This window comes from Enterobacter cloacae, assembly GCF_013375935.1.
Classification (GTDB): Bacteria; Pseudomonadota; Gammaproteobacteria; order Enterobacterales; family Enterobacteriaceae; genus Enterobacter; species Enterobacter pasteurii.
Genome location: NZ_CP056117.1, coordinates 45,291 through 63,610, shown reverse-complemented (window position 1 = coordinate 63,610; position 18,320 = coordinate 45,291). Strand labels below are relative to the sequence as shown.

The window sequence follows — 18,320 nt, the reverse complement described above, 5'->3', positions numbered from 1 at the left end:
TCTGCTGCCTTTTTTTCTGAGAAAGTTAATGGAATCGCGATTTAAATTTTTACCGCTATTGTTGCTGTTGAGTTTTCACGCTTTCGCTGAAGATGGCATAAACAATCTTATCAAACAGCAGCAAAATGCCGATCTGAATACTTTCAAAGAGCAAAAGGTTTATCGGCAGGACGTTTATTCCAGCACCGAGCGTAAAGTATTCAGGCTGAATGATTTACCGCAAGAAGAGAACTGCTTTACGATTACGTCGCTCGTTCTTAAAAATGATTTTCTACAGCGTAAGACCGACAGGGCCATTAAAAAAGAGATCCTCGGCCGCTGTGTAGGCAGTATTGGCGTGGTAAAAATTGCCGCGGCGCTGCAGGACTTTTATATTGATGCGGGTTACATCACAACCCGAATTACGATCCCAACGCAAAACATTTCGTCCGGCACGCTGAAGCTTGACGTGAGCGCAGGGAAAATTGAAAAGATTATTGTCGACAGTAGCGACATTAATCCGTGGATGCTGCCTTTTGCGAAAGAAGACATCCTGAATATTCGCGATATCGAGCAGGGGCTGGAAAACCTCCAGCAGGAGCCGGGCGTAGACGTCAAAATCAACATCGAACCGGGTACGAAGCAGGGCTATAGCACGATTCACATCCGCACCAACCGCGAGAAAAACTGGAGCGTGCGCGCGAGCTATAACAACTGGGGGGTTAAAGAAACGGGGCAATACCTGACCTCTGCGGTGGGCTACCTGTATAACATCGCCCGGTTCAGTGACCTGTTTTATCTGGCGGGAACAAAAAGCACCAGCGGCCGCTATGAAAGTGTGAGTGGTTACTACGCGTTGCCGGTAGGCTACTGGAACTATTCTCTGTTCTACAGCACCAGCAGGTCGCGTCAGACCATACCGCTTTTCTACACCAGCGTAGACTATGCGGGTAAAAGCGATTACGCAAACGTCAAAGCATCGCGCACGCTGTATCGGGATAAAACCCGTAAGGTGAGCGGCAGTGCAGAGCTGACGCGCCGGAAATCAGGCTATACCGTTGATGGTGAAGCGCTGGTCTTACAGAAGCGCGATATGGATAACGTCAAGGTTGGCGTTAACTATAAGCAACAGTTAGTGAATGCTCACTGGAACTCCTCGCTCTCCTGGCAGCGTTTTTTAACCTGGTTCGGGGCAGAACATACGCCCGATATGATCTACGGCGACGTCAGTCCCGTTAGCCAGCTGGTGAACGTTGAAAGCAACTACACCCGCCAGCTCGGCAGCAGCGTGTATAGCGCCTTTTTTTTAGCGCAATACGCACCGCGTGAGCTGACGCTTCAGGATCAGATGACGATAGGCGATCGCTGGAGCGTGCGCGGGTTTGAAAACAGCGTTGGCCTTACCGGAAACAGCGGATACTTTCTGCAAAATACGTTTTATCGTCCGGTGCGTGGAATTGACGCTAACTATTATTTAGGCGTAGACGCGGGTCACATAAGACGAGACAGCCAGTATGGCCAGGAAATTATCATCGGCAGCACGCTCGGTATTCAGGGGAACGTGAAGAGCCTGGCATATGATTCGTCCATCTCAATGCCGATAAAATTCCCCGGCAGCATGGACGTGAACAAATTTAATTTTAATCTCAATATTTCTTATCAGCTCTGAACAGGGAAGCATGACACATGCGTATCGGCACGGACATCGTGGAGGTTTCGCGAATAAAGCGGGCGATAACAAACTGGCAAAATGATTTTTTACAGCGCGTCTTTACCCAGCAGGAAAATATAAAAATTAACCGGGAAGATCCGAACTATGAACGCGCCACGGGTTTCTGGGCGGCAAAAGAGGCGATGGTTAAAGCGCTTGGTTGTGGATATCGCGACGGGATTACGTTTAAAGATATTGAAATTAGCCATGACGAACTGGGCTGCCCCCATTTCATTTTTTCCGGGCGAGTCAAAGAGATGCTTGACGACAAGCAGCTCAAGCATGCCTCGCTCAGTATTTCGCATTGTCAGAATTATGCGACTGCCGTTGTCATACTTTATTAACCTAATTATTTGTGAATATTATGTATCAATATAACGATCTGAAGGCAAAGACGGTTCTGGTCACCGGAGCCAGCGGTGATATTGGTCTGGCGATCTGTGCGAAGTTTCTCGATCAGGACTGCGATGTGTATGCGCTGTACAAATCGAATGCCGTGCAGTTAACGGAGCTGAAAGAGACGCATCCTGCCGGAAACAAGCTGTCGATTATTCAGTGCGATCTTGCCGATCCGCATAGCGTTTCTGCGCTCTGCGCTCATCTGACGCAAGCTGCCGGAAAGCTGGACGTGCTGGTCAACAATGCCGGCATTGTCAAAGATAGCCTCTTCGCCTCGATGAGCTTTGATGATTTTAGTCAGGTAGTAGACACCAACCTGTTCAGTATTTTCCGTCTGACCAAAGAGGCATTAATGCTGCTGCGTTCGGCGGAAAGCCCGGCCATCATCAACGTGGCGTCCATTGCGGCCATTATTCCAAGCGTCGGACAGGCGAACTACAGTGCCTCAAAAGGGGCGATCCTCGGATTTACCCGCACGCTGGCAGCCGAGCTGGCGCCGTACGGCGTGCGCGTTAACGCCATTGCGCCGGGAATGATTGAATCCAAAATGGTGAAAAAAGTTTCCCGCACGGTAGTGCGCGGCGTTACCGCGTCTATTCCATTGCGCCGGCTGGGTAAATGCGACGAGGTGGCGAACACCGTCGTTTACTTAGGATCGACAGCGTCCAGTTACATTGTGGGCCAAACCATCGTTATCGATGGCGGCCTGGTGATGCGGTGAGTTATGTCTAAATACGTTATCCCCTCGAAGATCTTTCTGGAAATGGGCGGCTGGCGTCAGCCGCTGCTGATGGTCGACAGAATTGATGACTTCAAATACGGCGAAAATGGCTTTGTGAAGGTGACGAAGCACATCACCTATAACGAACCTTATCTGCTCGGGCACTTCCCGGACGATCCGATCATGCCCGGGGTGATTATTTCTGAAATCTTTGGGCAGGCCAGCGAATACCTCTCGTTCCTCACCGATATCTGCGATATCTACGGCGAGACGTACGGTGGCGAACTCAAATCGTTACGCGATATCCATGCGCTCATTCAGCGTGATGAAATGCGGGAGATCATCCGCACCCGCCGCGCGCAGGTGCGCGGCGTACTGGCTGCCCAGAATTTAAAATTTAAGGATATTGCCTACCCTGGCGACTCGATTGAAGTCACCAGCAAGCTGGCATTTTCTGATGCTCATGGCTTTAAGCACTACTCCGTGACGGCAAACGTCGGAAAGCGACTAATCAGCCACGGCACAATTATTAATTACCGCGAAAGTAAGTAAACCCCTGAGAGAGTTAATACAATGTCTACAATGAAAAACGAAATTGACCAGCGCAAGGATGTGCTGATGACAATTAAAACTGAGATTATTCAGCGTTTGAATATTCAGCGCGATGAATCTCAAATTGATGATGATACTGCCCTGTTTGGTAATGGCTTAAAACTGGATTCCGTTGATGCAACGGAAATCGTGGTTATGCTGGATAAAGTTTTCGATATTAAAGTCAGCGAAAGCGACGATCCTTCTTATATGAGAAGTATCAACAATCTGGCGACATTTATCATCCAGAAGAAAAAAGCGTAATTCACCATTGCGAATAACAGGATCCCGTTATGACGTCTCTTTATGATTTTCATTTGAAAAACAATGCGAAAATGGGCATTTATAACAATGCCAACGTGCCTTCTGCCTACCACGACCCGATGGTGGAATATAAAGCCGTGCGTGAAAATGCTCTGCTGGTGGACTATTCCCACATGTCCATCGTCAGCGTGATGGGCGATGATGCCTGGGCTCTGGTGAATTACTATGTCTCTGCGGACGTTTCTATTATCCGTGACGAGCAGGGGATTTACTCTCTGGTACTGAATGAAGACGGTACCGTGCGCGGTGACGTGTATGTCCTTTGCGCTTCAGACGGCTATTACATCATGTCTGAAAACATTCCTGCAGCGGAAATTATCGCTGGCCTGAATGCCCTTCTGGTAAAAGCGGACGAACTGGATATTCAGGAAACCCCGGACATTGCTGATATGCGCGAGCAGAACTGGGGGGCCATCATGGTTGAAGGGCCATACTCCTGGGAACTGATGTCTGAGATCCACGGTTTCGACGTTATCGGCCTGCCTTACTATGAGTATATGAATACCGACGACGAGCTGATGGTATTCCGCTGCGGCAAGCACGGCGAGTTCGCCTATATGGTTGTGGGCCAGCAGGAACAGCTGCTGGAGCAGTGGCAGCAGCTGCTGGAGCAGGGGGATAAATATCAGCTGAAGACCGGCGGTCTGGACTACCAGAAAATCGTGCGTATCGAAAACCCTGGCTGGGACGAGGCGCTGTGGGCTGGCTACCGCCTCAACCCGGTAGAGCTCCAGATGCAGTGGGCCGTACAGTACGACAAAGAAGGCTTTGTGGGTAAAGAGGCAGCGGAAGCGTTGTCCCATAGCGAAGGCTCTCGCAAGGTAATCGGCATGATTGTCGAAGGGGAATGTGCGGGTATTGCCTCAGGCGACAGCGTACTGGTTGACGGTCAGGAAGTCGGTAAAGTGGCGAAGGCTATTTTCTCTCCAGCCCTGCAGTGCGTTATTGCGCTGGCACTGATTGAGAATGAATTTGCCTGGTCTGATATTAGCGGCTTTGATATTCAAACCGCTTCTGAAAACGTCGCCGCGAAAACCAAAGGGATGCCTTTCATCTATAACCTGAGCATGCTGGTTAATCCGACCGAGCACAGCTTTGTTGATGCATCTAAAGCAAAAAGCGCGCTGTAGTTAATTATTCACTGAAACAGTGAGGGAGAGTCGTGGATTAATTAATGCCACGGCTCCTCTCATGCTGTAACTTGTCTGTACACGGTGGTACATAGTTATGAAGACAAACCGGAAACGCGTTGTTATTACCGGAATTGGGATCCTCTCCTCGCTGGCGGATAACCTGCAGGATTTCAGAGACGCATTATTAAATAAAAAAAATGGCGTGACCGACAGCGTGCGTTTTTCAAAATGGTTTGAAAACGCCAGAGCGGCTGAAGTTTTGCATGATATTGATTATTCAGAATTGCCTGATGATGTAATTGCATCTCTGGATAATGCTGCACTCTGGGCCTACAAGGTCGGAAAAGATGCGCTGAACCAGGCGGGCCTGGCCGAAAATAAGGCTCACCTGAAAGACACCGGGCTGATTGTGGGCGTTTCTTCCGCCGGCACCGAGGCGTTCTTACCGCTGTTCGAACAACGTATGGAAGATTTCTCCCTGCGTAAAGCCTTATTCTCAGGCGGTTTCTCTTCCTGCTGTTCCAGCGTTTCTACGCTGCTCGGGCTGCAGGGCGGGGTTGAGCTGGTGGCGACCGCCTGTACGGCCAGCCCGAACGCGGTCGGGATGGCGTTTGACTATATCCAGAACGGCAAAAGCAAAACGATGCTGGCCGTTGGGACAGAGCCAATCTACCTGCCAACCTTCGCTGGGTTTTACGCCCTCAACGTGATGCATCCCGAAGCCTGCACGCCGTTTTCCGGTAACTCCGGCATGTCGATTGGCGAAGGCGCGGGTGCCGTGGTGCTGGAAGAATATGAGCACGCCGTTGCGCGCGGTGCCACCATTTACGGTGAAATTCTCTCCTATGCCACCTCCTGCGATGCGTTTCATGAAACCGGACCGGATCCGCGCGCCAGCGGCGCTGTGCAGGTAATGCATAAGGCGATGGAAAACGCGGGCGTCACCCCAGAGCAGATTGAGTACGTCAACGCCCACGGCACCGGCACTGAAGCGAACGACCGCATCGAAACGCTGGCGATGAAAAAGGTGTTCGCTAACAACGAAAAGCTGCTGGTTAGCTCTACCAAGTCTTACTTCGGCCACAACATCGGTGCGGCGGGGATCGTCGAACTGATCGCCTGCCTGGTTACGTTACCGGATAACCGCGTGCTGCCGACGCTGAACTTCAATAACGCGCGTCCTAACTGCGATCTGGACTACGTGCCGAACGACTTCCGCGATCGGAAAATCAACCTCTTCATGAAGAACAATTATGCGTTCGGCGGTAATAACTGCAGCATGATTATCAGCATGGATCCGTGTTCCGTTCCGGTCAGCGTCTACGACGAAAAGCGCGTCGCGATCTCCGGTCTCGGTGCCGTCTCCGCGATTGGCCACACCGTTAACGAGATCCTCGACAACGTCTGGAAGCAAAGCCAAAGCGTAGAGCTGGGGGGCGTCACCTTCCCGGAAGACACGCTGGAAGAAGCGAAAGAGCTGCTGGATGTTCTCGAAACGACCCGTCAGTTTGAGGACCTGTTCGGTGAAGCGTTTAGCGATCTCACGGCAACCCGTCCGGAAGCGAATGAGCACTTCAAAACCTTCCAGGTCACCGGCCTTGAGCCGCGTAAACATCTGCGTCGCTTCGATCCGCGAAAAGCTACCCGTGGCGGTACGTTTGCGCTGATCGCGTTGTCCGAAGCGCTGGAGCAGGCGAAGCGTAAAATTAAACGTGATGGCGATGCGCTGGGTATGGTGATGGGAATGTCCAGCGGCCCGCAGGAAACCACCTACAAATATCTGCAAAGCCTGAAGCCCGATCCGCGCAAGGTCAGAACCTCTGAATTCCCGGGCTCGCTGATGAACTCTATCCCAACGTTCTGCGGCATTTCCGAAGGGATCAAGGGCTATACCACCACGCTGGCGACCGGGGAAAACGCGGCACTCGGCGCATTAACCTACGGCTACGAAATTGTGCGTCAGGATCTGCAGCCGCAGGTGCTGGTGGGCGGTGCGGACGAGTATTTCCCCTCAATGTCTCTCTACATGGATGCGGTCACCCGGAAGCTCCATATGACCTCTGACGCGCGGGATTGTCACATCTACGGTAACGATCCGAAGGGTTATATCCCTGGCGAAGGTGCCTGCATGCTGCTGCTGGAAGATCCGCAGCGCGCGGCGGAGCGTGGCGCCGAGGTGCTGGCAGAAGTGGTTGGTTACGGCAAATCCTGTAGCAATAGCTATTTTGACGCCTCACAGCAGGGCGAGAAATCTGCCTCTATGGCGCTGGCCATCGCCCGCGCGCTGAAGGATGCCGGCGTGACGGCGCAGGAGATCGACCTGGTCTGCGGCACCAGCAAAGGCAGCGATGAAAGTTCACGCATTGAAATCGATGCGATCGCTGAAGCCTTCGCGCAGGCAAAACCGGACGTGCCTGTGGTGAACTATAACGCCTGCTTTGGTTTTGTCGCGTCTGCTGCCGGGCTGCTTAACCTGGCGGTCATCATTGACTGTATTAAGAAGCAGGCGGTTCCCGCTATTCCTCATACCGTTGAGTTCTTCGATAAGCGAATTAACTTCGTTCGTGAACCGTTGAAACTGGCCCTTAAGCACGTGCTGCTGGTGGGCGCGACGGAAGGCGGCAACTACTACGCGTTTGTGATTAAAGGATAATATTGTGGATAATGCCGCTATTATTTCGGGGTTCAGTTCCTGCCTGCCGTTTGCCGAAGACAGCCTTCAGCTTATACAAAACCTGAAGCTGGGCAAACGCGTTGAAAGAAAGCCCTGGTTTAAATCCGACGACGAGGCAATTAAGTGTGGGTTCGATGGCAATAAGCATATTGCCACGCTGGATCATACGGATGATAGCGCATTAGATCTGCTTTATCGTCTGATTGACGATGCACTCGCCCAGGCCGGGCTGGATGTCCAGTGGCTGGGCGGGTGTAACGCTCGCGTTTATTTAACCGGCATCGGCCCTCGGGTCGATGGTATGGCCTTCAAGAATTTTTATAACAAAAATGATGTTGAAGATATTTATCTTTCAAAATCATTAATGACGCTGCACGTCGACAATATGTCGCAGGACAAGATTGCAGGACATATTGCGCGTAAATATCACCTGCAGTATCTCCCCCCCAATATGAACTGCACCAGTAATTCAGCGATGACGGCGGTGCATTTAGGCTGTCAGGCCATCGAGCATGGCGGCGTTGATATTGTGCTGGTGGTGAATTGCTCAAAAATAAAAACCCAGGATATCTGGTTCCTCGATACCCAATCGATGCTGGATACGCACCTGGTTCAGCCTTTCGGTGAGAACAGTAAAGGTGTTCTTTTTGCGGAAGGATACAGCGCGATTCTGCTCGAAAATGCGCGTCACCGCCGCGCAAGGAAGGCAGGCCCCGGCGTGCGGCTGCAAACCACCTACACGCAGATTAGCGCCGGAAGAAGCAATGACAGCTCATGGCTCAGCACCAATATCCTGAAGGTAATGCAGGCTGCGATGAAAAAAGCGGACCTGAGTGCGGAAGAACTGTGCGCAATCATGCCGCACGGTAACGGCTCATCCATCAGTGACAAAGCGGAAGCTAAAGCAATAGCGGTCTTCGCTGAGGAAAATACCATTCCGGTTCTCGCCTACAAAGGCCAGATTGGCTATACCGCCACCGGTTCAGGAATTGTCGATTTAATTATTGGGCATCATACGTTATCGCAGCAAGAGCTTATTTCCCCGGTGGGGAATGACACCATTATTGAAAGCGTTGCGCAGCATGTCCTTATTGACCAGGGCATTATTGGGCACCACAAAAAACATCTTCTTAAAGTTGGCGTTGGCGTGGATGGTTCAATCATTGGTGCCGTGATGTCTGATATTCACCGGGGCCTTTGAAGGAGCGTGGAGAGCCATATGTATTTATCCTCATTTTCGCTTGTTGAGCCGGAAGATAAATTTTATTTCTATCAACCCAGCTGGTTAAACGCCTGGGAAGCACATTTATTTAATAAGGCGCTTAAATCTACCCACGCCAATGGATGGGGATTAAAACGTTTTGGTACGCAGCCGGACCTCTACCCGGGAGAGATGATCCGTAACCCTCACTATCAAAAATATCTTGAGGCGATGGAGAAGGCGGCTGATGACGCGCTGATGGCGCTGCCGACCAAAGAGCGTATGAAGCTATTAAAGCAGCGTACGGCATTTATCTACGTCGATTCCTGGGGCGAATCCGGGCCGTTTGAGAATATTTCCAGCGCGTTGCACATATCAACGATCGATACGCTGCCGAAAAACCTGGTCAAGAAATTCTCGGTTAACGCACCTACGTGCAAGCTGCGAAGCGAGAAGCAATCTTTCGTGCAGGCCATCGCTCTGGCAAACGATTACCTGAGCTGGGATGTTTTTGATTTTGTGGTGATTTGTGCGGCTTACCGGGCGATCCCCATCCTGGTGTTTTCTGATGAAGATATTTCCCTGAAGTGGGGGGAGAAACGCAGGGGCAAGGCCGAAGACGTGAATTTAACGGTTGAACGCGCCGGATGTTTCATCTTCAGCCAGCAGGAGAGCGCTATTCGGGTGAAGGGGGGGGCAATACGTCATGGCCGATGCCATCGAGCACACCCAGGTTCCTGAACAGATTGCGTTTTCGGGCCTGCGCAAAGACCTGCTGTCTCGCTCGGCACTGCCCGCGAATAACACGCTGGATCTGGTTGATCTCTACGGTGCCAGCGGCTGCCTGACTCCAGCGTTAAGTTTCGCCTGGCTCAAACAACATGCTGATTTTTCGGGGCGATTAAGAACCATCGTTCCCGACAAGCAGTTTGGCTACAGCTATTTCGACATTGAATATTGCAAGGAATAACGACATCTCCATGAGCGGAATAATTAAAGAACTCCCAATGATATCGTTGAACAATATCTATAAGAGTTATGGCTCGGGCGAAGGCAAAGTCGATGCCCTGAAAAATATCAATCTGGAAATAGAAAAAGGCGAATTTCTGGCGCTTTGCGGCCCGTCCGGCAGCGGTAAAAGTACCTTGTTAAATATCCTCTCGGGAATTGATAAACCCACCGTGGGAACGGTGATGTTTCTGAAAAAATTACTCAACCATCTGCCGGAAGAACAGCTCGCGGCGATCCGCGGTAGGCACCTGGGTTTTATTTTTCAGTTTTTCAATCTGATACCCGTATTGAGCGTATTCGATAACGTCTTTTTCCCGCTGGTGTTAAACGGCCATGTCGGAAAAAAAGAAGCCAGAGAGCGGGCGCTGCATTTTATCGAGAGCGTGGGGCTTGCGGGATTTACCGAACGTAAACCGGGCCAGCTTTCGGGCGGGCAGCAGCAGCGCGTGGCCATCGCCCGGGCGCTGGCACACGACCCGCAGGTTGTCATTGCCGATGAACCGACCGGAAATCTCGATCTGGTCACCGGGGAAGCCATTCTGGATCTCCTGCTGAAAATTAATCAGGAGACACGCACCACTTTTATTATTTCCACGCACTCCAGCCAGCTTAAAGAGCGTGCACGGCGCGTGGTTGAAATTAAGGACGGAGTTTTAGTTCATGATTCACAATCGTAATTTTTTCCTTCTCTGCTGGTTTCTGCTGTGCCTGGCCTATGCCGGAAACATCAAAGCTGCACCGGCACCGGTAGCCGAGCACGTCATAAAAAGCGGTTTCCCGATGGAGGCAGACATGCTCGCCGAGATGACGCAGTCGCTCTTCAAGGAATACAAAGCCAACGACAATCCTCTGTCTCTGGTTTTCTATGCCTACGGTACGCTGCGTCAGGCCGACTATTTCCTTAAAACCAATGACTTTATTCGGGCATCTGAGTTCGGCAAAACGGGCTTTTTCTACCTGGATGAGGCGGTCGATCTCTATGCAGAGAATCCGCTGGTGCGCTACATGCGCGCGAGAGTCGATGCGTATTTGCCTGCGGCTATCGGACGCTGTGTGGTGACGTTAAACGATACGGAACAGATGCTGAAAACTCCTGGCATATTCAATGCCGGTTTGGTGGAACACATTAACGAAATGCGCTATCGCGCACTGTTGAGTTGTAAACGCAAGAAGCAGGCGGACACGTTACTGGCTGAGATTGAGCTGCGTAATGCCAGTACCGCATCGTCTCTGGCATCGGGCAATGCGCCAGAGTGGGATATCAACGAAGTGACAGAAGTCCTGTTACCGCTGGTGAAAGGGAAATAAATGTCCGGGGAAATGATGTTCGCGATAAGCGTTGTTGTGTTGATCCTGCTTTTTGTCCTCTGGTGTGTATTATTTCGTTCGCGGGACGTAAAGTTTGCTTTCTTAAATCTGTTTCGCCACAAAAGGCGCTCGTTTTCAACGATTGCCGCCATTATGTTAGGTGGCGTGTCGATTTTTCTGTACGGCGGTTTTATTGATTACTCCTTTTGGATCCTGAAAGAGCAAACCATCCGTACTAACATTGGTCATGTTCAGATTTATAATAAAAACTATTTCGAAACATCCAATAAAAACAAAAGTCTGATCGAAGATTACCCGGCATTAAAGAAAGCGATCCTCAACGATCCGACTCTGGCCGAGAGTATCTCGACGCTCTCCGGCCAGCTGGAATTCACCGGTGTTATTTCGCAGTATGAGAGCGAAACCTCCAGCTATTTCTCCGCGCTGGGCGTAGAGCCGCTGCCGGCACTGAAGCTGGGTTCGTTTGATAAATTAATCATCGGCAGCGATCTGTCCCGCATCCGTACGGATGAAATCACGCTTGGGAGCGGGCTGGCGAAAACGCTCAATGCCCACTATGACGACTGGCTGGACGTGCTGGTGGTCAACACGCAGGGCGGACAGGGCGCGCTGTCAATGAAGCTTCGCGGCATCTTTGAATCGGGCATCAAAGATTACGATGACGTAGCGATGAAAATTCCGCTGGATACTGCGCAACGTATTATGGGCACCGCTAGCGTGAGTAAGGTGCTGATCCTGTTAAAAGAGGACGATACTGCCGCGTTCACGGCGAAACTGCGTCAATTTATTGCCGACCACAAATTACCGTTAATCGTCAAAGACTGGAAAGAGGCCTCGATATTTTATCAGCAGGTCGAGGGGCTTTTATCAGGGATCTACTTCTTCATTAAGCTCATCGTTGGTCTGATTGTCATCTTTATGATCGGTAACTCGATGACGATGAATATTATCGAGCGCACCCGGGAAATTACCACGCTCAGGGCGATTGGCCTGAAGCCGCTACACGTGACTCGCCTGTTTTTGCTGGAGGGCATTTTCATCGGCATTATCGGCGCGTTGGGCAGCCTGGCGATTGGTTACGCCATTGCTGCCATGATTAACCTCTACGGTATCGCGATGCCGCCGTCGCCAGGACAATCGCAGGGCTACACGGCATTTATCAAAACCGACAGCGCCGGGCTTAACTGGATAACCCTGGTATTGCCGATCCTGGCCGCGACGGGAGCTTCAGTATTGCCCGCGCTGCGTGCTTCACGTCTCAATATTTCGGATGCATTTAAATTCTCGTAAGGAAACGATATGAAAGGTCGTGTTATTGCTCATCTCCTGATGGGGGCGTGCCTCTTTTCAGCAGCGGCTTATTCTGCCGCTGCTGACGAACGCGCGCTGGAAATTATTCGCCGTGCGGATGAAGTCCGTTCGCCAAATAAGCCGTTTCGCTACACCCTCACTATTCATGAATTTAAAGCGGGCGCCACACGGCCCGAAAATAAACAGGTGCTGGATATTTCCATGCGCTTTATGAAACCAGAAGGTGAAATAAAAGCGGATGCCCGCTCCCTGGCGCGCTTTGTTTATCCCCCGCGCGACAAGGGCAAGGTGCTGCTCTCAGACTGGTACGATCTATGGTTCTACACCCCTGAACTGCGCCGTCCGGTTCCCGTCTCCCGCCAGCAGCGGCTGATTGGGCAAATATCCAATGGCGACGTGATTGTCACCAACTTTGAATATGCCTACGACGCCTCGCTTAAGGGAGAAACCGCCTGCGGTGAGGCGCGGTGTTACGTGCTGGAGCTGGTCCGCAAATCTGCGGAGGTCACCTGGCCGAAGGTGATGTATTACGTCGAAAGCGTGGGAGATAACCGTCCGTATAAGGCGGCCTATTTCTCTCTGGATAATAAGTTAGTTAAAGAAGTTTTATATCAGGATTTCCAAATGGTATTAGGCAAGATGCGGCCGATGAAAATTACAGTGAAAGAGGCGCGTCACGGTAACAGTTATTCCGTCATGGAGTACAGCGACGTCCGACTGGAGTCGCTACCTGAATCGGCGTTCACTCGCGAGTCTATTCAGCGAGGTGTGAAATGAAGCGCACGTTGACCGGATTAACCCTCGTGCTTTCTGCTCTGCCGGTAAGCGTGTTTGCTGACTGCCTCTCGGGTAATGACGTCGCAAAAAACACGTCCGTGACGTTATATGAGCAGGTGTCCGCCGTTAAAAAACAGATTTCAGACTGGCGAATCAACGGTCGAAACCCGTATACCAGACACAATATCTATAACGATGCCGGAGTGAATGTTTCAAGTCGCTGCTCGTTGATTGATAATGCGCTTGATCTGGACTTTTCCGTCTATGGGCTGACCTGGTACACGCCGCGCAAGCTCGGGGCATTTGAAGAGGACGATCGCCGCTCGCGTCTGCTCATTGAGCGGCTCAAGCTTGCCTATACCGTGTCGGACAGCCTGCAGCTTGAGGTTGGCAAACTCCAGGCCAGGCAAGGGCTCTTCTTCCTGCGCTCGCCTTCCGATCTCACGCCGCATTATTACGACGGAGCAAAACCAACGCGGCTTTACGATCCCGAGCTCCGTACGGCTTATCAGTCCTCTTCATGGGCGGCAACGCTGTCGATGGACAACCGGGATGAGTCGTTCTCGCTGACGGTGATTCCGAAGCTGGCCTCAATTGATAAATATTATCTGACCTCCGGAAACTGGTCTGCAAACCAGCGCGGCAACAGCAGTGAGTCATGGCTGCTGGGCTATACCTCTCACGCTTTCCGTAACCATACGCCGGGTATGCGCGTTCTGATGGGCGATTCGCATTCGGTTGCGCTTTCAGACAGTTACCACTACACCCCGCAGCTCACCATCAATGCCGAATTGGCGTGGCATGCGGAGCAGCGCTGGCGTCATCTGTCGGACGAAAAAACTGCTGAGCTGGCGCGATATGAATTCCCCGGCTCGCTGTATGAAACAGAGGATAAACAGGGCGTGGAGGTGGCCGTTGGTGCGCAATACACCTCCGATACCTTCAACGTGTTTGGACTGGAATATTACTACCAGAGCGAAGGCTATTCGCGCTCTGAGTGGAATAAACAGCGTGACCTGATGACCTTTTTGAACACCGCGACAGGCTATGCGCCGCTCGACAGGGCATTTGATTCCTACAAGTACCTGATGGCCTCCGAGATAAGCAATACGGGCAATAAAGGCATGCTGCAGGGGAAACACTATCTCAACGCCTGGTCCAGCGTGCAGTTCACGCATCAGATCGCCGCGCAACCCTATTTGATCCTCAACCTGATGGATCAAAGCACCCTGACGGGGCTACACCTCAGCGCACCGCTGACCTTTATTGATGACCAGCTGGAGGCCTATACCGGCGTCTATTCAGCACTGGGTAGCGCAAATTCTGAGTTTGCCTTCTTCGGCGATGTCGCCGGTGGCTATGTTGGCTTTAAGTATTATTTATAAGGAAATGACAATGACGCTTAATAACGCATCGCAGCCTGTCGTGCTGCTGTTTTCCGGGCAAGGGAATCCAGTGATTGGGATGGGTAGCGATCTCTGGGATCTGAATTCAACGACGAAACAGATATGGGATTGTGCCAGCGATATTTCTGGGCTTGATTTGCGCCGACTCTGCCTCAAGGGGCCGATGAACAGACTGATTCAGACTACAGTGCAACAGCTGGCCGTCACGGCAATTAACGTATCGCTGTATAGCCTTTGCCGCGAGCGTTTTCCGGCGCTGCGGGTGACGGGAGCCTGTGGCCACAGCGTGGGGGAATACAGTGCGCTTTACGCTGCGGGTGCGATCTCGCTGGAGACGCTTTTCCGCACCCTCCATTTTCGCGCCAGCACCATGGATGCGGTCAGCAAAAGGCAGAAGGGCGCGATGATTGCGCTGAAGGGGGCGGATTTTGCCGCCCTGAGCAACATCATCACCCGCTACGGGTTTGAGCTGGATATTAGCTGTGATAATACCCCGCGTCAGCAGGTTATCGGCGGGACACCGGCTGCGCTTAGCGAGTTCGCTAAGGTGCTGGTGGACGAAGGCTATGAGCCGATTAAGCTCGGCGTCAGCGGCGCGTGGCACACGCGTCTGATGGAAGAGGGCGTACAGCTGATGCGCGATTTTCTCGCCGGACAGCCTTTCACCTCACCCGCGTACGACGTGCTGATGAACGTGACGGGCAAAATAGAAATCGTGCCGGAGGCCATTAAGGAAAACCTCTCGCTGCACCTGACCCACACGGTCAAATGGCGTGAGTCCATGACGCGGTTTATCGAACAGCCAGGCAGCCCGCTGTTCCTGGAGATGAGTAACAAACCTTATCTTGGCCAAATGCTGAATGATTTCGTCGGTTTTAATGCCGAGCGCGTTCTGCACTGTAGAAAAGCATTAGAGATGTAAAGGTCGAGATATGATTCCAGATTATTTAACGTTCATTCGCTTTCAGGATAAAAGGACCCTTCTTTTTATCTATATCGTGACGTTTGTGCTGCTGGGCTTTTACTGGAAAAATGCCGGGTTCTCCTTTACCCGACAGGATGTCTGGCTGGCGAGCGCTATTTTTGCGCTGATACTGTATAGCTTCACTGCCGACCTCAAGGCGTTCTGGGCGTACAAGTGCGTGGTTAAGAATGTCGACTTGTCCATTTTTCTCAAGAAAGAGACCCGGCCGACGGCTCCGATTGTTTACGATCCTCTCGTTGCTATGGTTATCGCCACGCTGGTTTTCGCTGGCATTAGTGCACTGATGCTTACCCTGGCTCAGCCGGACATCGTGCTGCTGACGCTGACCATCGTTGCCCCGCTGATTATGTGGGGGATGTTCGCCGCACTGCGCACGATCTACATCCGACAGGTCATCGCATCCGCAAGGGACAAAAAGAAATATCAGCGTCTGTCCCAGTATGTCGCTCTCGCTATCGTCATGTCCGTGGTGATGAACCTGCTGACAATTAGTCCCTTACGTAACAGTGAGCAATTTGAGCGCTATGGCCGGTACTTCACCCTCGAGTCCATCATTACCATGCTGGTGCTTTGTGCGGTGGTGCTGGCAATCAATCTTCTGTTTTTACGGTTCACGAAGCGATATATCTTTTTGGGGCACCTTTTCCTTAATGAGATCGATCTCTTTTTCTCTCCGGCGATCCCCTGGCGGGCTTTATCTGAGAAACCGCTGTGGCTGAGGCTGGTGATGCTGTTGGGCGTGGAGTTTGCCTGGTCGGCGATTGTCGGATTGCTGCTTACCCTGCTCGGATGGAAGGTGTGGTTTGAAGTGTACTTCCTGCTCAGCTACCTCCCTTGCCTGGCCTATTACGCTCTCCATACGTGGTGGAAATGGCATAACGATTTCATGATGTCGAGCGATATGTATCTGCGCTGGGCGGAGATCGATAAAGAAAACCCGCTGTGGTAAGGCGTCAGAGGCAATAAAAAAGCCAGACCGTCATTACTGACGGTCTGGCTTTTTATCAGGTCGATACGATTCAGGTTATTCGCATCCAGGACAGCATCATCGCGGCGCTGGCAATAACATTTACGTTGGAAATGTATCCGTCATAGCGATTATTAATGGCGGAGAGCTGGTTGTTAAAGTGGTCGTTTTCAGCGGTCAAAACGTCAAGCAGCGTTCGTTTGCCCAGGTGATACCACTGCTGGTAGAACATCTGACGCACGCGGTCTGTTTCGTCTGAGAGACGATCGTAGTCATCGGCGCGCAGGAATGACGAATCACGGACCTGCACCTGATAGTTGATTTGATACTCCAGGTCGCGGTAACTCACCTCATACTGCTGCTGCGCGACGTTAGCTTTGGCACGGGCCGTCATCTGAGCGGCACGCTGAGAGCCGCCGCTAAACGCTTCCCATTCGACGTTAAGGCCGGTATACCAGCCGCTTTCGTTGCCGTTGCTGTCTTTGGCTGTGCTTTTAGATACCACCCAGTTGACCTGCGGCAGCGCCGCGGCCTTAATGCTCTCCGCTTCATATTCCGCAGCGCGGACTTTTGCTTGCAGGTTCAGCATCATCGGGTTCTTATCCAGCGACGCAATGGCGACCGATGCCGGAATAATCGTATCCTGCCAGTTGAGATCGTCTGGTAGCGATGGCTCTGCGCCAAGCAGGCGCACCAGCTTAATTTTACTCGCGCTCAGCTGATGTTCGATATTGTCCATGCTCGCTTGTGCAGACATCAGTTTCGCTTTTGCCTGTACCAGCTCGCTCTCTCTGCCGCGGTCCGCCTGGGTAATTTGCGACAGCATATTAACCAGCTCTTTCATCCGACCAACGTAATGCTTCGCCACTATTCGGCTTTGCTCATAGCGGCTCATATTCATCAGTTCAGACACGGTGTTATAGGCCAGCTGCTCCCGGGAATACTCTTTTGAATAACGAGCGGCCTTGGCCGTCTCCAGCGAATTATCCACCTGATTACCGATCCTGCCCCAGTCGATGATTGGTGTATTAACGGATACGGTTCCGCTGGAGTCGCTAAAATGCGTGTTGTTGGAAGAAGCCTGCCGATCTCCGCCCACCGTCGTCAACGGCGAGGTTACGCCCAGCCGCACCTGGGGCAAACGCTGGCCTTTGACCTGATCCACCATATAATCCGAGGCCAGAACCTCAGAGGAGGCTGCACGAAGTTCGGGGCTGTACGCCAGCGCTCTTGCGACCATGCTGCGAAGAAACTCCCGCGAATCACTGGTGCTGGTGCCGTTGAAGTTGCCTTGCACCATGCCGCTGGTGGCGCGACTATTTGCCGACGCGCTGTGGCGACGAACGCTGGCATAGGCCGGATCGGGCTTATAGTATTCGGTGACGGCCGGGAAGAAGTCGTAATTCTTTTTCAGCGCGGCCCTGTTACCCGCCGTGCTTTGCGGCTTCGACAATGGCGCTGCGGGCTGCTGTGCGGTGGCATAACGCTCAGGTTGCGGCGCGGAGAAGGCCCGAGTCGGCACGGCTTTGGACGTACTGGCATATTGCGACTGCGTGCGCATAGAAGGCAAGGATGTGGCAGGCGCGGCATTCTGAGAACGCGCGCGTGCTACCGGCTGCGTTTGCGATGCGCGGTTTAGTTCTGACTGCGTGCGCATAGGCGGCAGCGAGGCCGGGATGTTTTTGATCTGCGCCGCGTCAGCCGCGTGAAGCGGGGTGACAAAAGAAGAGCAGGGCAAACAGAGTGCAACCGCGGCTGCAACCCTGGCCCAACGGCGCTCTTTACGTGCCTTAACCATAAA

16 protein-coding genes and 1 pseudogene are annotated in these 18,320 nt (G+C 52.1%); 16 read left to right on the top strand and 1 reads right to left on the bottom strand.

The features are described from left to right. The first annotated feature begins 28 nt into the window (after window positions 1-28). The 16 genes and pseudogenes from HWQ14_RS00355 to HWQ14_RS00280 all read left to right on the top strand — a co-directional run bounded on the left by HWQ14_RS00355 (window position 29) and on the right by HWQ14_RS00280 (window position 16,501). The gene (locus HWQ14_RS00355; protein WP_176608646.1) at window positions 29-1,648 is read left to right on the top strand and encodes a ShlB/FhaC/HecB family hemolysin secretion/activation protein; all 1,620 of its coding nucleotides are present in this window, start codon (window positions 29-31) and stop codon (window positions 1,646-1,648) included. Between the two features lie 17 nt (window positions 1,649-1,665). Further along, window positions 1,666-2,034, top strand: coding sequence for a holo-ACP synthase (acpS, locus tag HWQ14_RS00350; protein WP_176608645.1), 369 nt, complete (start codon window positions 1,666-1,668; stop codon window positions 2,032-2,034). A 20-nt stretch (window positions 2,035-2,054) separates the two neighbouring features. Further along, window positions 2,055-2,810, top strand: a complete 756-nt coding sequence (locus HWQ14_RS00345; RefSeq protein WP_227009657.1) for an SDR family oxidoreductase — start codon at window positions 2,055-2,057, stop codon at window positions 2,808-2,810. Window positions 2,811-2,813: 3 nt separating this feature from the next. Beyond that, window positions 2,814-3,362: a 3-hydroxyacyl-ACP dehydratase FabZ family protein gene (locus tag HWQ14_RS00340; protein WP_023315453.1), complete on the top strand. Its 549-nt coding sequence runs from the start codon at window positions 2,814-2,816 to the stop codon at window positions 3,360-3,362. A gap of 21 nt (window positions 3,363-3,383) precedes the next feature. Further along, window positions 3,384-3,665 (top strand): acyl carrier protein, encoded by a 282-nt coding sequence (locus HWQ14_RS00335; protein WP_013095701.1) that lies wholly within the window; start codon window positions 3,384-3,386, stop codon window positions 3,663-3,665. 29 nt (window positions 3,666-3,694) lie between these two features. After that, window positions 3,695-4,855, top strand: coding sequence for an aminomethyltransferase family protein (locus tag HWQ14_RS00330; RefSeq protein WP_176608643.1), 1,161 nt, complete (start codon window positions 3,695-3,697; stop codon window positions 4,853-4,855). A 97-nt stretch (window positions 4,856-4,952) separates the two neighbouring features. Then, the gene (locus tag HWQ14_RS00325) at window positions 4,953-7,511 is read left to right on the top strand and encodes a beta-ketoacyl-[acyl-carrier-protein] synthase family protein (RefSeq protein ID WP_176608642.1); all 2,559 of its coding nucleotides are present in this window, start codon (window positions 4,953-4,955) and stop codon (window positions 7,509-7,511) included. 4 nt (window positions 7,512-7,515) lie between these two features. Beyond that, on the top strand, window positions 7,516-8,733 hold the full coding sequence (locus tag HWQ14_RS00320; protein ID WP_176608641.1) for a beta-ketoacyl synthase: 1,218 nt from the start codon (window positions 7,516-7,518) through the stop codon (window positions 8,731-8,733). Between the two features lie 18 nt (window positions 8,734-8,751). Beyond that, a pseudogene (locus HWQ14_RS00315) lies at window positions 8,752-9,703 on the top strand (ATP-binding protein). A 10-nt stretch (window positions 9,704-9,713) separates the two neighbouring features. Further along, on the top strand, window positions 9,714-10,421 hold the full coding sequence (locus HWQ14_RS00310) for an ABC transporter ATP-binding protein (RefSeq protein WP_176611131.1): 708 nt from the start codon (window positions 9,714-9,716) through the stop codon (window positions 10,419-10,421). Next, the gene (locus tag HWQ14_RS00305; protein ID WP_176608640.1) at window positions 10,405-11,052 is read left to right on the top strand and encodes a hypothetical protein; all 648 of its coding nucleotides are present in this window, start codon (window positions 10,405-10,407) and stop codon (window positions 11,050-11,052) included. Before HWQ14_RS00310 ends, HWQ14_RS00305 begins: the two co-directional genes overlap by 17 nt. Further along, window positions 11,053-12,363 carry an ABC transporter permease gene (locus HWQ14_RS00300; RefSeq protein WP_176608639.1) on the top strand — a complete coding sequence of 437 codons (1,311 nt, stop codon included), beginning with the start codon at window positions 11,053-11,055 and terminating at the stop codon, window positions 12,361-12,363. It begins immediately after the preceding gene. A gap of 39 nt (window positions 12,364-12,402) precedes the next feature. After that, on the top strand, window positions 12,403-13,161 hold the full coding sequence (locus HWQ14_RS00295; RefSeq protein ID WP_176611130.1) for an outer membrane lipoprotein-sorting protein: 759 nt from the start codon (window positions 12,403-12,405) through the stop codon (window positions 13,159-13,161). Further along, window positions 13,158-14,546: a hypothetical protein gene (locus HWQ14_RS00290; protein WP_176608638.1), complete on the top strand. Its 1,389-nt coding sequence runs from the start codon at window positions 13,158-13,160 to the stop codon at window positions 14,544-14,546. The genes HWQ14_RS00295 and HWQ14_RS00290 overlap by 4 nt, the downstream gene beginning before the upstream one ends. A 10-nt stretch (window positions 14,547-14,556) precedes the next feature. Continuing rightward, complete coding sequence (locus tag HWQ14_RS00285) at window positions 14,557-15,489, top strand: ACP S-malonyltransferase (protein ID WP_176608637.1); 933 nt, start codon at window positions 14,557-14,559, stop codon at window positions 15,487-15,489. Between the two features lie 10 nt (window positions 15,490-15,499). Beyond that, window positions 15,500-16,501, top strand: coding sequence for a hypothetical protein (locus HWQ14_RS00280; protein ID WP_176608636.1), 1,002 nt, complete (start codon window positions 15,500-15,502; stop codon window positions 16,499-16,501). A 70-nt stretch (window positions 16,502-16,571) separates the two neighbouring features. Here the strand turns inward: HWQ14_RS00280 and HWQ14_RS00275 are convergent, their stop codons facing one another. Beyond that, complete coding sequence (locus HWQ14_RS00275) at window positions 16,572-18,317, bottom strand: TolC family protein (RefSeq protein WP_176608635.1); 1,746 nt, start codon at window positions 18,315-18,317, stop codon at window positions 16,572-16,574. Window positions 18,318-18,320 lie beyond the last annotated feature (3 nt).

What these genes read in the sequence shown, in the direction of transcription:
- HWQ14_RS00355 (WP_176608646.1), top strand. Translation starts at nt 29, where the DNA reads ATGGAATCGCGATTTAAATTTTTACCGCTATTGTTGCTGTTGAGTTTT.
- acpS (WP_176608645.1), top strand. Translation starts at nt 1,666, where the DNA reads ATGCGTATCGGCACGGACATCGTGGAGGTTTCGCGAATAAAGCGGGCG.
- HWQ14_RS00345 (WP_227009657.1), top strand. Translation starts at nt 2,055, where the DNA reads ATGTATCAATATAACGATCTGAAGGCAAAGACGGTTCTGGTCACCGGA.
- HWQ14_RS00340 (WP_023315453.1), top strand. Translation starts at nt 2,814, where the DNA reads ATGTCTAAATACGTTATCCCCTCGAAGATCTTTCTGGAAATGGGCGGC.
- HWQ14_RS00335 (WP_013095701.1), top strand. Translation starts at nt 3,384, where the DNA reads ATGTCTACAATGAAAAACGAAATTGACCAGCGCAAGGATGTGCTGATG.
- HWQ14_RS00330 (WP_176608643.1), top strand. Translation starts at nt 3,695, where the DNA reads ATGACGTCTCTTTATGATTTTCATTTGAAAAACAATGCGAAAATGGGC.
- HWQ14_RS00325 (WP_176608642.1), top strand. Translation starts at nt 4,953, where the DNA reads ATGAAGACAAACCGGAAACGCGTTGTTATTACCGGAATTGGGATCCTC.
- HWQ14_RS00310 (WP_176611131.1), top strand. Translation starts at nt 9,714, where the DNA reads ATGAGCGGAATAATTAAAGAACTCCCAATGATATCGTTGAACAATATC.
- HWQ14_RS00305 (WP_176608640.1), top strand. Translation starts at nt 10,405, where the DNA reads ATGATTCACAATCGTAATTTTTTCCTTCTCTGCTGGTTTCTGCTGTGC.
- HWQ14_RS00300 (WP_176608639.1), top strand. Translation starts at nt 11,053, where the DNA reads ATGTCCGGGGAAATGATGTTCGCGATAAGCGTTGTTGTGTTGATCCTG.
- HWQ14_RS00295 (WP_176611130.1), top strand. Translation starts at nt 12,403, where the DNA reads ATGGGGGCGTGCCTCTTTTCAGCAGCGGCTTATTCTGCCGCTGCTGAC.
- HWQ14_RS00290 (WP_176608638.1), top strand. Translation starts at nt 13,158, where the DNA reads ATGAAGCGCACGTTGACCGGATTAACCCTCGTGCTTTCTGCTCTGCCG.
- HWQ14_RS00285 (WP_176608637.1), top strand. Translation starts at nt 14,557, where the DNA reads ATGACGCTTAATAACGCATCGCAGCCTGTCGTGCTGCTGTTTTCCGGG.
- HWQ14_RS00280 (WP_176608636.1), top strand. Translation starts at nt 15,500, where the DNA reads ATGATTCCAGATTATTTAACGTTCATTCGCTTTCAGGATAAAAGGACC.
- HWQ14_RS00275 (WP_176608635.1), bottom strand. Translation starts at nt 18,317, where the DNA reads ATGGTTAAGGCACGTAAAGAGCGCCGTTGGGCCAGGGTTGCAGCCGCG.